We start from the raw sequence: 13409 nt of genomic DNA on the forward strand, positions 1-13409 counted from the left end.
TACAAAATGAACTAATTTGACATTCCGACATCAATTGATCAACGACCATGTTCAAGAAATAGATGCATCTTTCTATTTCAATCGTTACTATCTAAAATAATACAAATCATAAATCAATGTGGAATAAAATAAATACTCAAATCATTGCCATTCCACCATTGATATGGAGTGTTTGACCTGTCGTATAGGCTGCTTCATCGCTTGCTAAATAAACAGCAGCAGCAGCTATTTCTTGCCCACTCCCCATACGCTTCATTGGAATCGCAGCCATAATTGCTTCTTTTTGCTTTTCATTAAGCTTGTTTGTCATTGCAGATTTAATAAATCCTGGAGCAATACAATTGATAGTGATGTTTCGCGAAGCAATTTCTTGTGCCAATGCTTTAGAAAAACCTATCAATCCTGCTTTTGCAGCACAATAATTCGTTTGTCCAGGATTTCCCACAACACCAACAACAGATGTAATGTTAATAATCCTTCCATAACGGCGGCGCATCATAGAATGTATTAATTCACGCGTCAAAAGAGAAGCTGCTGTTAGGTTAACTTCTAAAACATCATCCCAGTCTTTATCTTGCATACGCACAAAAAGACCATCCCTAGTGATTCCCGCATTGTTAACCAAAATATCGACGCCATCCATTTCTCTTTCTGCAACTTCAGCCAATTGTTTAATCGATTGGCGTTCAGAAAGATTAGCGGGGAATACAAAAACATTCTGCCCTAATTCTGCCGCCACTTCTCTAAGCTTTTCTTCACGTGTTCCATGAAGTCCAACAATGGCTCCTTGTGCATGAAAGCAGCGTGCAATTGCCTCACCAATTCCTCCCGAAGCCCCCGTTACAAGAGCTTTACGTCCTGTTAATCTAAACATTTTTTTAACTCCTTATAGATTAAACGCCAAGCATGCCTAGCGCTGATTCTATTTCATCAACTGTTCCAATTGTTACCCCCTTTATATCTTTGTTAATACGACGCGTTAAACCTGTTAATACTTTTCCAGAACCAACTTCAAAAAGCGTATCAACCCCATTAGCAGCGATCCATTCTATTGTTTCACGCCATCGCACTCTCCCAGTCACTTGTTCAACAAGAAGAGTAGTAATACGCTCTGGATTGCTCTCAGGTGCAACAGAAACATTAGCAATCAAAGGAACAATAGGGGGCATTTTGTTAACAGTCAAAAGTGCTTTCTTCATGGCATCAGCAGCAGGTTGCATTAAAGATGAATGAAACGGTGCAGAAACTGGAAGAAGAAGTGCACGTTTTGCACCTTTTGTTGATGCAATCTCTACCGCTGTCTCAACTGCTTTTGCTTTACCTGAAATAACAATTTGCCCACCACCATTATCATTAGCAATCTGACATAGTCCTTCTCCAGAAACAGTTTTGCAAATTTCTTCCACAGTGTGCTCTTCCAAACCAATCAGTGCTGCCATAGAACCTTCACCAACCGCGACAGCAGCCTGCATAGCATTGCCACGAATACGCAAAAGTCTTGCCGTATCTGTGAGAGTAAATGTACCAGCAGCACAAAGGGCCGAATATTCGCCTAAAGAATGACCAGCAACAAACTTTACCTTTTCTTCTATACAAAGCCCTAATTGTTGCATCACACGAATGACAGCCATGGATACAGCCATTAATGCCGGTTGTGCATTTGCTGTTAACGTTAAAACATCTGCTGGTCCTTCAAAAATGATCTTTGATAATTTCTCACCCAAAGCATCATCAACTTCCTCGAAAACCATCCGTGCGGCAATAAATTGCTCTGTAAGCGCCTTCCCCATACCAACAAGTTGACTTCCCTGCCCTGGAAAAATAAAAGCTGCACCCATTTATCAACTCCTAAAATTGTACAATTAAATCATTCTCTTTTGACCTTATTCATCCGCACAAATCAAGATAAAGCCCTTTATTTAAAACGAATACCACTCTTAAAATTATATTTTAAAGGCGGAATTTGATATAAAAACTTAGGAAAGTAGGGAGCTATAAACTGAATAACACCCAAACTTATGAGACTTCCTAAAATTGCACCTGCTAAAATATCAAAGGGATAATGTACACCCACAAAGATGCGCGCCCAACAGATCAAGCACAAAAACACCGTGGCAAATTTAAAAGCAACCTTGTATCGGTAAAAATAAAAGTTAGCTGCATAAGATGCAATGGTCAAGGCATGATTACTAGGAAAAGAAGCTGTTGCACGATGTTGAATAAGCGGTGTTGTCAACCCTACCACGAATGGGCGAGGATGAAAATAAAAAAGAGAAATGAGATAACCTATGAAAAGAGCAGCACAAATACTCATGCAAATGCTTAGCACGACACATCGTTCCCTCTCCCCACCACAAAACCACAATGCACAAAGATGGAGAGGAATAATATAAATTAAAAACTTTGCACAAAAAATACTAAACAAAACTACAATCGACCAAGCTTGATGATTGCCGACAAACATTTCAAAGAGTGTAACATCAATCTGGTTTAAAAAGTCCATTTTTCTCTCCTTTATGTTACAGTACTATCTTTTTGTAGAAGAGGGAAATATATCAAGATTTAGCAAATCAATTTTTTTATGTGCATAAACTTGCTATTTTAAAAGATAAACTGTAGATATGAAATATTCGTTGCCGGCACTTTAGCTGGAGGTTGAACGGAGGGCTGTAAAATATCAGTAGGAAATACAATGTTTCCGGCCTCCCGTGTCTCCGCTCTCGGATGTCTCGAATCGTAAACGCGTCCTTTCTTCTTTGGATTTCCAAAAAAGACAAGTCGCAGAGGCTTTGCGCTAAAACCGGTAAGATTTAATTGAAGAAAGGCAAAACAACAATGGCTCTTTATGAACATATGTTCCTTGCCCGACAAGACATTACACCGCAGCAAGTTGATGAACTTTTGAGTCTCTACAAAGGTGTCATTGAAGCACATGGTGGGAAAGTTGGGCGTATAGAAAATTGGGGACTTCGTCCTCTTGCTTACCGCATTCGTAAAAACCGTAAGGCTTATTATACCTTGGTCAATATTGATGCACCAGCTTCGGCAATTGCTGAAGTGGAGCGTCAGATGCGCATCAATGAGGATATTTTGCGTTATATGACCATTCGCGTAGAAAAACACGAAAAAGAAAAATCTGCTATGCTCTCACACCTTGATCGCAATAGTCACATTGGACACGATGAAGAGCGTCCTCGTTTTCCACGTCGTCAACGTGAAAATGCTATAGAAGGGGTAGAATGATGACTGATACCAATCAAAACTCTGCACGTCGCCCCTTTCATCGTCGTCGTAAAACATGTCCTTTTTCAGGGACCAATGCTCCCAAAATTGATTATAAAGACATCAAGTTGTTACAACGTTATATTTCCGAACGTGGGAAAATTGTTCCTTCACGGATTACTGCTGTTAGTCAGAAAAAACAGCGTGAATTAGCTAATGCTATCAAACGTGCTCGCTTTTTAGGCTTACTTCCGTACGTTATAAAGTAAACGCTCAATACGCTATGCAACTGGAGAGTTTCTCCAGTTGCTTTTCTTATATGATTAAAAAAATAGCTTGTTGCATCCTATGTTAAGCTATTACATGTCAAAGTTGGGGTATTGACACGCCCCTAACTGCAGAAAGCAGGACAGCAATAAATGAAAAAAAATCGTACCTATGAGATATTAACCGGTATTTTAGCAGGATTATTTGCTGTTGTAATAGGAATGGCAATCATCAGTGTTGCAAATATCGCGCCTTTTTTTTCTCTTCTTCTTGGCTGCTTTCTTTCATTGCCAATTTTTATTGTTGCGTTCGGTCAAGGAACATTAGCCAGTCTCATCGCCCTCATAAGTGCCACTGTTGTTCTTATCATAACCACTAATACCTATATTGCTCTTGGCTTGATGTTCTTATTTTTCCTTCCTGCTGTCTATGCTTCTTGGCTTCTTGGACTTGCACGACCAGCGCAAAAAGAAAACGAACTGATATGGTATCCATTATCATCGGTTATTTTTCATTTAACTAATTTTATCGCTCTTATAGCAACTTTCATTGGGCTCTATGTTCAAACCCGTCCTTCCACGCCCGTCATTGCAAAAAAAATCACCGAAAACATAGCACAAACTCTGCAACAATCACAGTCAATAAAAGAAGACAATATACGCGCTTTTAGTGAGCTTTTAATGACGCATACAGCAACTTTTACTGCTGTTTCTTTGACTCTTTATAGTTTGGTTTTTCTCATTGGTAACCTTTACTTTTCCATGATAGCAGCCCAACACATGAAATGGCTGAAAAGACCCCGTGATGATTGGAGCCAAACCCTCCGCCTTCCAATTTCTGGAATTGTTATTTTCATTATTGTTTGCATAGCATCGATGGTTGAGTTGAGCGCTTCTCTTAACTTGAGTACCTGTGTCTTTAGTACTGCATACACTGTCATCATATTAATTAGCGGTCTAGCATATCTTCACAATATTACAAAAGGGGTAAACGGTCGGATTATTATACTTTCTCTTGTTTATATTGCTATTTTAACAGTTGTTTTTGCTCCACCTATTGTTTTCATGATGCTTTTAATGGGAATTTGGGCTGCTATTCAATACGATTTTCAATCACGCAAAAAACTCCACTAAATTTATTTGTTCGAAAGGAAAAACTATGGATATTATTTTACTTGAGCGCATTCCTCGTCTTGGTCAGATGGGTGATATTGTCTCAGTTAAAGATGGTTATGCGCGTAATTTTCTCTTGCCTCAAGGTAAAGCTTTACGTGCAAATGAAGCCAATAAAAAGCATTTTGAGATACAACGTGCACAACTTGAAGCACGTAATCTTGAACGCAAAAGCGAAGCGCAAAAAGTTGCTGAAAAACTTGATGGACAATCATTCATTGTTGTTCGTTCTGCTGGTGAAACAGGACAACTTTATGGTTCTGTGTCAACACGTGATATTGCTGAAATTATAACAGATGAAGGCTTTTCTATTGGGAGAAATCAAGTCGAACTTAACCATCCAATAAAAATGATTGGTCTTCACACTATCACTCTTAGCTTACATCCTGAGGTTCAAATTTCTGTGATTATTAATGTTGCGCGTTCTACCAGTGAAGCACAACGCCAAGCAGAAGGTGAAACTCTCACTTCTGCTAAAGAAATATATAATATTCAAGAAGAATTATTAGAAGAAAGTCAGGAAGAATTACTGGCAGAAGAAATTAATGACAACGATATAAACAGTTCTCATCAAGAAGCTTAATTGCTATTTTTGCTTTCTGTTTTATATTTTTTATTCCATTTTAAATATTGCTCATAAAATACTCACACTTTAAAAGTGAGTATTTTATGGCCATCATACATAAAGAACCTAATTTTTATGAAAGAATTAGCAATATATTATTTAAAGGCATTACATGCCGAGAATGATGATATCACTAAGAGGAAATATCTTTTGTTTCCAGCATATAAAGCAAAAATAATTTAAAGTTCTACCTTTCAGGGTAAGGCTTGTATGAGCGGTAAGTTGATTGTATCCTCATATGATCTGAAATAATTTCAGTTATAAAAGAGTAATTCTGCTTACACAGATATTGGAATCTTAAGGTCATGTAACTTCAAAATACTTAAATTTAGAGTACCAAAACTTCCACTTTAAAATTACGTATTATAAAATAAAATAGATAGACGTAACACAAATAATATACAAATGATAAATGAGCAACGAAAAGAGAGCTTTGAAAAATTATATAATTTTAACTTAAAATGAAGGTTTGTAGCTCTATTCTTTTAATTATACGATTTTCAATTTATCGCCTAAAGTAGCTAGACTTGGAATTTTAGTGGAAAAATATTATGGAAGAAACTAACGTTGTTAATGTAGGCTCTTCAAAAAAAGAAGATTCTCCTTCTTTTCGGCAACTTCCGTATAATATTGAAGCTGAACAGGCATTGCTTGGTGCCATCTTTATCAACAATGATTCTCTTGACCGCGTTTCAGATTTTCTAAAACCAGAACATTTTTTTGAACCATTGCATCAAAAAATTTATCATGTTTTATCTCACCTTATTAAAACAGGAAAACGTGTAGATCCAGTTACAATCAAGCCCTATATCCAAATGGAAGAAAAAATTGGAGATATTACTGTCTACCAGTATGTTGTTCGCTTAGCCACAGAGGCAGTCACTATTATTAACGCTGAAGATTATGGACGCGTTATTTACGATCTTTTTATCCGCCGGTCTTTGATTAACCTTGGAACTCAAGTTGTCAATACAGCCTTTGATGCTCCTGTAGAGCTCACGCCTACCCAACAAATTGAAACTGTTGAAAATCAGTTATTTGAGCTAGCAGAAAAAGGGAAATATGGAGGTGGATTTGAAAATTTTAATGAGGCTATCAAAAAAGCTATCGATATGGCAAGTGCTGCGAAAAAGCGCTCTTCACAATTATCCGGGATAGCCACCCATATTAAAACACTTGATGAAAAAATGGGAGGATTACAAGCATCTGACTTAATTATCCTTGCGGGACGCCCTGGTATGGGTAAAACCTCACTGGCTACCAATATTGCCTTTAATATTGCTAATGCTTATAATCGCAATGCCAATATTCAAGAAAATGAAGGCGGCATTGTAGGTTTCTTCTCACTTGAAATGTCCTCAGAACAGCTTGCAACACGTATTATTTCTGAACAAACAGAAGTCTCTTCTTCTGATATTCGGCGTGGTAATATTTCAGATGAACAATTTTCAAAAATTATTCGTGCGGTGAACCAACTACAAAAGGCACCACTTTATATTGATCAAACTGGGGGAATATCAATTACGCAATTAGCTGCTCGTGCGCGGCGTCTCAAGCGACAACATGGCTTAGATATCTTGTTTATTGACTATATCCAACTCATGACAAGCAGTTCAAAGCGTTCATCAGAAAATCGTGTTCAAGAGATCACAGAAATTACCACAGGATTAAAAGCATTAGCGAAAGAATTGAACATTCCTATTATCGCTCTCTCTCAACTTTCACGTCAAGTAGAAAATAGAACAGATAAACGTCCACAACTTTCAGATTTACGTGAATCTGGTTCAATTGAGCAAGATGCCGACATTGTTCTGTTTGTCTATCGCGAAGAATATTATCTCAAAAATGAAGAACCAAAGTTAGGTAGCTTGGAACATACAAAATGGCAAGAAATAATGGACAAAGCTTTTGGAAAAGCTGATGTTATTATTGCAAAACAGCGCCATGGGCCGACAGGAATCGTGCCACTTGCCTTTCAATCTGATTTCACACGATTCAGTGATCTGGCCGATAGCAATTATCTTCCAGAGCAAATTGGTTAAATCAACATGGCGCGTAATCGTATTCAATTTATCTGCCAAAATTGTGGAACGGTCCATTCTCGTTGGGCGGGAAAATGTAGTGCTTGTGGAGAATGGAATTCCCTTATCGAAGAAACTATAAATGGCGGCATAGGAAGTGCTCCTAAGCAGAATGCTCGTAAAGGACGCATCGTCACACTCACATCTCTTTCTGGAAATATCGAAGATGCTCCACGTATTCATTCTGGTATTGCTGAACTTGATCGTGTTACCGGTGGAGGCTTTGTCCGTGGATCGGCACTCCTTGTTGGTGGTGACCCGGGTATTGGTAAATCAACATTGCTGACACAAACAGCCGCTGCTTTATCACGTAAAGGATATAATGTCATCTATGTTTCAGGTGAAGAGGCTATTGCGCAAATTTGTCTGCGCGCACAAAGGCTTGAAGCTAACAATACAGAAGTGAAACTTGCTGCTGAAACCAATGTTGAAGATATTCTGGCAACCTTAAGCGAACATAAAAACCTTGATATGGTGATTATCGATTCGATTCAAACCCTATGGTCAGATACAGCAGATTCATCACCAGGCACTGTCACACAAGTACGTATCGGTGCTCAAGCAATGATCCGCTTTGCCAAGAAAACAGGAGCCGCCGTTGTTCTTGTTGGTCATGTTACAAAAGATGGGCAAATTGCTGGTCCTCGAGTTGTTGAACATATGGTTGATGGCGTTCTCTATTTTGAGGGTGAAGGAGGACATCATTATCGCATTCTTAGAACTGTAAAAAATCGCTTCGGACCAACAGATGAAATTGGTGTCTTTGAAATGTCTGATAAAGGATTACGCGAAGTGATAAATCCATCCGAATTGTTTTTAGGAGAACGTAATGAAAAAGCACCAGGTGCTGCTGTTTTTGCGGGAATGGAAGGGACACGCCCGATACTCGTAGAAATTCAAGCGCTTGTTGCTCCTTCTTCCCTTGGGACACCAAGACGTGCGGTTGTCGGATGGGATGGAAATCGCCTTTCTATGATTCTTGCCGTTTTAGAAGCCCATTGCGGCATTCGTTTTGGACAGCATGATGTCTATCTGAACGTAGCAGGTGGATATCGCATATCAGAACCCGCTGCTGATTTAGCTGTAGCCGCTGCTTTGGTATCCTCTCTTGCCAATATCGCATTGCCAACGGATTATGTATATTTTGGTGAAGTCAGTCTTTCAGGAGCTACCCGCGCTGTTTCACATTCAGCACAGCGCATCAATGAAGCAAAAAAACTCGGCTTTCAAGGAGCATTTCATCCCACAACAACAACCGAAATGATGAAGTCGCTCAATTTTCAACAAAAAACTTTCTCCGACCTTCCCGAACTCGTTGCTACTCTTACCGTAAGTAAAAAATGATCTGCACCACAGATATGATAATATAGAAAAAACTCTATAAAATACAAAAGATCCTTGCTATAAGAACAAAAAATATATTTGTACACAGACTTATAAGAACACAACTTTATGTATAAGGAACAAACAAATGATCATAACAATCCTTGATGGAATTGTCGTAGTAATCATCCTGTTGTCCGCTTTTCTTGCTATGCTTCGAGGGTTTTCACGTGAAGTGTTATCGTTGATTTCTTGGGCAGTTGCAGCTATTACGACACTGTTTTTATTCAAGCCTGTCTTACCTTTCTTTGAACACTATCTCTCTAATAAAATGATTGCATTGATCACAACATTGGTCACGATTTTTATTATTGTTCTCATTATTACTTCAATTATTACAATGAAGATCTCTGATTTTATTATTGATAGTCGAATTGGTATCCTTGACCGTGCTATTGGTTTTATTTTTGGAGCACTTCGCGGTTTACTTATCATGGTCATCGGTATGTTGCTGATTAATGCACTGATTAAACCCGAGCTTCAAGCGAATTGGTTAAAAAATGCAAAAACAAGGCCTATTTTAGATTCACTAGGACAAAAAGTTTGGGAAATACTCCCAAAAGATATTGGATCTGTTCTCGAAAAGGCGGAAAATTTGTTTAAAGACAGCAATAAACATACGTATGAGCAACACTCTCATAAAAAGATAATTTTAAAAAATAAAGAATAGTTTTTCATGAGGAAAGAGAACTAAATGATGTAAAATGTGATATTAATGATTCCTCCGTATCACAACTGAAAGAATATGATGATAAAAAGTGATGTTTTCTGTCAAGAATTTTCGTTAGATGATGATACCCTTCATGAAGAATGTGGCGTTTTTGGTATTCTTGGGCATGAAGATGCAGCAACATTAACAGCTCTTGGACTCCACGCACTTCAGCATCGTGGGCAAGAAGCAGCTGGTATTGTTTCCTACCATAATAAAATGTTTCATCAAGAAAAGCATTTAGGTCTTGTTGGTGATCACTATACAAATCCTACAACACTTGCACGCTTACCAGGAAATCGCGCTATTGGACATACCCGTTATTCAACAACTGGAGAAGTAGCATTACGCAATGTTCAACCCCTTTTTGCTGAATTAAAAGCTGGAGGCATTGCTATTGCTCATAATGGTAATCTTACCAATGGTCTTACATTACGCCGTGAACTCATCGCTTCTGGAGCTATCTGTCAATCAACATCAGATTCAGAAGTTTTTCTTCATCTTATTGCCCGCTCACGTTATGAATCGTCCTCTGATCGTTTTGTTGATGCAATTCGGCAAGTAGAAGGTGGGTATGCTATGTTAGCGCTCACACGTACAAAGCTTATTGCTGCACGCGATCCAACAGGGATTAGACCCCTTGTGATGGGGGAACTTGATGGTAAGCCTATTTTTTGTTCTGAAACTTGTGCTCTTGATATTATTGGAGCAAAGTATGTCCGTGATGTTAAAAATGGGGAGATCATCATATGTGAAATACAAAAAAATGGGGAAATTACTAAAAAAATTATAAAACCCAAAAATGAAAAACCAGAAAAACTTTGCTTGTTTGAATATGTTTATTTTGCCCGTCCGGACTCAATCGTTGGAGGGCGTAGTGTCTATGCAACACGCAAAAATATGGGAATCCGTTTAGCACAGGAAGCCCCTTGTGAGGGTGATGTTGTGGTTCCTGTTCCTGATGGAGGAACTCCTGCCGCAATTGGCTATGCACAAGAAATTGGAATTCCCTTCGAGCTTGGTATTATCCGTAATCACTATGTTGGCCGTACTTTTATCGAACCAACACAACAAATTCGTGCTTTTGGTGTCAAGTTAAAACATTCTGCAAACCGTCCTGTGATTGAAAGAAAACGTGTTATTCTTGTTGATGACTCTATTGTACGTGGAACAACATCTCTTAAAATTGTGCGAATGCTCCGTGATGCAGGAGCAAAAGAAGTTCATATGCGCATTTCTAGCCCTATGATTTTCTATCCCGACTTTTATGGTATTGATACACCTAAAGTTGAAAGCCTTTTAGCAAATCAATATCCAGATTTAAAATCTATGTGTGATTTTATTGGAGCAGATTCATTAGAATTTCTTTCAACGGATGGATTATATCTTGCTGTAGCAGGGGAAAAACGGAATAACGCCGATCCACAATTTACTGACCATTATTTTACTGGATATTATCCTACGCAACTGGTTGATCAAGAAAATCTCTCCAAAACTCATCAATCATCTGTTCTTAAAACAAGAGATTAATGATGACAAAATGTGACTTTAGTCTCCATGGGCGTGTTGCACTTGTTACTGGCGCATCAAGAGGAATTGGCTATTATTTGGCACTCGAGCTTGCTGCACGCGGCGCTCATATTATTGCTCTTGCACGAACAGTCAGTGGACTTACTGAATTAGATAATCAAATCCGAGAAAAAGGGGCTCATGCAACCCTTGTTCCCCTTGACTTGCATCATATGGAAAACATCGATACTCTTGCTATCTCAATTGCCAAACGCTGGAAAAAACTTGATATTATCGTTGAAAACGCAGGAATCCTTGGAACACTCTCACCAATAGCGCATATAGAAAACACGGTATTTGAAGATGTTTTTCAAATAAATCTTTTCAGCCAATGGCGCTTAATGAAAGCTGTTGAGCCTTTATTACGTGAATCTGATGCTGGACGAGCCATTCTGTTATCCTCAAGCGTTGCGCATGCTGCGCGCCCTTTCTGGGGAGCTTATGCAGCCTCTAAAGCGGCTTTAGAGATGATTGCCCGCTGTTGGGCAGAAGAACTCAAACAAACCCCTATTAAGATTAATTGTGTCAACCCTGGTGCCACACGCACTGCCATGCGCGCTGAAGCTATGCCCGGTGAAGATCCACAAACTCTCCCTTCACCACAAGAGGTTGCAAAAAAGATAGTACATTTGTTATCACCTGATTTAAAGGAAACTGGAAAACTCTTTAATGTTCATAAAAATCGGTTTGTAGATTATCATGTACCTGATTGATCATCATCGGAGAAGTAAATCGTTTAACTCTCTCTTTTTCCTGTGCTTCTCAACAGAAGAATGAAACACTTTATGATTCTTGGATAGATTTAGCATCAGCCTTTTTCTCTTCTAAAGTAGCACGTTTATTATAAGCGATAAAACTACAGGGGAGAAAAATCATATAGCTAACAGCTGTAATCAATAAAGTTTTCCATGTGTAAGTCGCAAGAAAACCGACATAAATAACAATGACCAACATGCACGGTATAACGATATCGCGCCTTAAATTTTGATCAATTGTTTTTGCATTCCATACTGGTAAACGACTAATCAAAAGAAAAGCAATAATTACAGTATAAAGACTAAAAAATAATGCCCACCCCCAATTGGGGACCAAACCAAGAGCGCCTAAATAGGTAGGCAATAAAAGGAGTAATGCTCCTGCTGGTGCTGGAACACCAACAAAATAACTTTTCTGCCACTTAGGTATATTGGTGTTATCCAACATCACATTAAAACGTGCTAACCGCAAACAACAAGCAACACAATAAACAAGGGCTGCAACCCAACCAATGTGATTTGCTTGATTCAAGATAAAAGAATAAACAATAAGTGCAGGGGTAACACCAAAATTTATAACATCAGCAAGAGAATCCATCTGTGCCCCAAAAGATGAACTACCATCTATTAAACGGGCAATGCGACCATCAGCACCATCTAAAACTGCGGCCAAAAGCACCATTAAAATAGCAGCTTCATAGCGATGTTCAAAAGCCAAACGAATGCTGCTCATCCCTGCACAAATTGCTAAAATAGTAATGATATTGGGAATGACATACCGCATTGATGTAGGTGAACGCCGCCGACTTGCAACATCATCATGCTGCCCCTCAGGATTGAATGAAGAAAATGGCGAAAAATTTTTCATTGTGAGTCCTAATCGTATCTGAAGTCCGTTGTGGCACTCTTATCATCAAAAGAACCCAAAACTGTTTCTCCAGCAATTGCGGTCTGTCCAACTGCAACACGCAATTTCATTTCAGTTGGTATATAAATATCAAGGCGAGAACCAAAACGAATCAATCCAAATCGCTCACCAGTCATAACGGCATCGTTTTCTTTTGACCAACAAACAATCCGGCGTGCAACCATTCCCGCTATTTGTACGATACCGATTTTACCATGTTTGCTATCAATTACCACACCATTACGCTCATTAAACTGGCTAGCTTTATCAAACTCAGCATTGGTAAATCGACCTGGATGATAAACGATAGACTCTACTGTACCACTGATAGGAATACGATTAATATGGCATGAAAAAACATCCATAAAAATGGAAATACGGATCATTTCATCTTTCCCTAATCCTAATTCTTCAGGTGGAACACATGATTCCACAAATGAAATACGCCCATCTGCAGGCGACATAACCCAATTTGAATTTAAAGGGATCACACGATCTGGATTACGAAAAAAGTATATACACCACACCGTGAGAACGAGACCAAACCAAAACAACGGACTCCATATCCAACCAAGAATGAGCGAAATAACAAAAAACGCTACAATAAAAGGATAACCCTCTTTATGAACCGGTACAAAGCTATTATGGAAAGATTGCAGAATACTCATATAATTTCCTATTCATCGTAAACTCAAACAAGCAACAAATCTTTTTGTTCC

General features: G+C 38.7%; 14 protein-coding genes. 9 read left to right on the forward strand and 5 right to left on the reverse strand.

All coding sequences use genetic code 11. The annotated features are described in order from the left end of the window. Positions 1–136: 136 nt before the first annotated feature. The 3 genes from fabG to ACFIKQ_RS02920 all read right to left on the reverse strand — a co-directional run bounded on the left by fabG (position 137) and on the right by ACFIKQ_RS02920 (position 2503). Positions 137–874, reverse strand: a complete 738-nt coding sequence (gene fabG / locus ACFIKQ_RS02910) for a 3-oxoacyl-[acyl-carrier-protein] reductase (RefSeq protein ID WP_375644913.1) — start codon at positions 872–874, stop codon at positions 137–139. 19 nt (positions 875–893) lie between these two features. Beyond that, a complete protein-coding gene (gene fabD, locus ACFIKQ_RS02915; RefSeq protein ID WP_375655864.1) occupies positions 894–1838 on the reverse strand; it encodes an ACP S-malonyltransferase in 945 nt (314 codons plus the stop codon). 77 nt (positions 1839–1915) lie between these two features. Beyond that, on the reverse strand, positions 1916–2503 hold the full coding sequence (locus ACFIKQ_RS02920; RefSeq protein WP_375644915.1) for an undecaprenyl-diphosphatase: 588 nt from the start codon (positions 2501–2503) through the stop codon (positions 1916–1918). Between the two features lie 332 nt (positions 2504–2835). Here ACFIKQ_RS02920 and rpsF point away from each other — a divergent pair, with 332 nt between their 5' ends. From rpsF to ACFIKQ_RS02965, 9 genes are all read left to right on the forward strand, one after another. Then, a complete protein-coding gene (gene rpsF / locus ACFIKQ_RS02925; RefSeq protein WP_273788489.1) occupies positions 2836–3243 on the forward strand; it encodes a 30S ribosomal protein S6 in 408 nt (135 codons plus the stop codon). Next, complete coding sequence (gene rpsR / locus ACFIKQ_RS02930) at positions 3243–3491, forward strand: 30S ribosomal protein S18 (RefSeq protein ID WP_012754957.1); 249 nt, start codon at positions 3243–3245, stop codon at positions 3489–3491. Before rpsF ends, rpsR begins: the two co-directional genes overlap by 1 nt. Positions 3492–3641: 150 nt before the next feature. Continuing rightward, positions 3642–4622, forward strand: a complete 981-nt coding sequence (locus ACFIKQ_RS02935; protein WP_375655866.1) for a hypothetical protein — start codon at positions 3642–3644, stop codon at positions 4620–4622. Positions 4623–4647: 25 nt separating this feature from the next. Then, a complete protein-coding gene (gene rplI / locus ACFIKQ_RS02940; protein WP_375636556.1) occupies positions 4648–5244 on the forward strand; it encodes a 50S ribosomal protein L9 in 597 nt (198 codons plus the stop codon). Positions 5245–5837: 593 nt separating this feature from the next. Next, on the forward strand, positions 5838–7328 hold the full coding sequence (locus ACFIKQ_RS02945; protein ID WP_375636558.1) for a replicative DNA helicase: 1491 nt from the start codon (positions 5838–5840) through the stop codon (positions 7326–7328). A 6-nt stretch (positions 7329–7334) separates the two neighbouring features. Beyond that, positions 7335–8711, forward strand: coding sequence for a DNA repair protein RadA (gene radA, locus ACFIKQ_RS02950; RefSeq protein WP_375644917.1), 1377 nt, complete (start codon positions 7335–7337; stop codon positions 8709–8711). A 127-nt stretch (positions 8712–8838) separates the two neighbouring features. Further along, positions 8839–9420 (forward strand): CvpA family protein, encoded by a 582-nt coding sequence (locus ACFIKQ_RS02955; protein ID WP_375636561.1) that lies wholly within the window; start codon positions 8839–8841, stop codon positions 9418–9420. Positions 9421–9495: 75 nt separating this feature from the next. Further along, entirely contained in the window at positions 9496–10989 is a 1494-nt protein-coding gene (gene purF, locus ACFIKQ_RS02960) for an amidophosphoribosyltransferase (protein ID WP_375628701.1), read from the forward strand. A gap of 2 nt (positions 10990–10991) precedes the next feature. Beyond that, positions 10992–11741 carry an SDR family NAD(P)-dependent oxidoreductase gene (locus ACFIKQ_RS02965; protein WP_375655933.1) on the forward strand — a complete coding sequence of 250 codons (750 nt, stop codon included), beginning with the start codon at positions 10992–10994 and terminating at the stop codon, positions 11739–11741. A 70-nt stretch (positions 11742–11811) separates the two neighbouring features. Here the strand turns inward: ACFIKQ_RS02965 and pssA are convergent, their stop codons facing one another. Then, on the reverse strand, positions 11812–12651 hold the full coding sequence (pssA, locus tag ACFIKQ_RS02970) for a CDP-diacylglycerol--serine O-phosphatidyltransferase (protein ID WP_375636563.1): 840 nt from the start codon (positions 12649–12651) through the stop codon (positions 11812–11814). Between the two features lie 8 nt (positions 12652–12659). Next, positions 12660–13358: a phosphatidylserine decarboxylase gene (locus ACFIKQ_RS02975; RefSeq protein WP_375636564.1), complete on the reverse strand. Its 699-nt coding sequence runs from the start codon at positions 13356–13358 to the stop codon at positions 12660–12662. Between the last annotated feature and the right edge of the window lie 51 nt (positions 13359–13409).

The organism is Bartonella sp. MR63HLJHH (assembly GCF_042194155.1).
Taxonomy (GTDB): domain Bacteria; phylum Pseudomonadota; class Alphaproteobacteria; order Rhizobiales; family Rhizobiaceae; genus Bartonella; species Bartonella grahamii.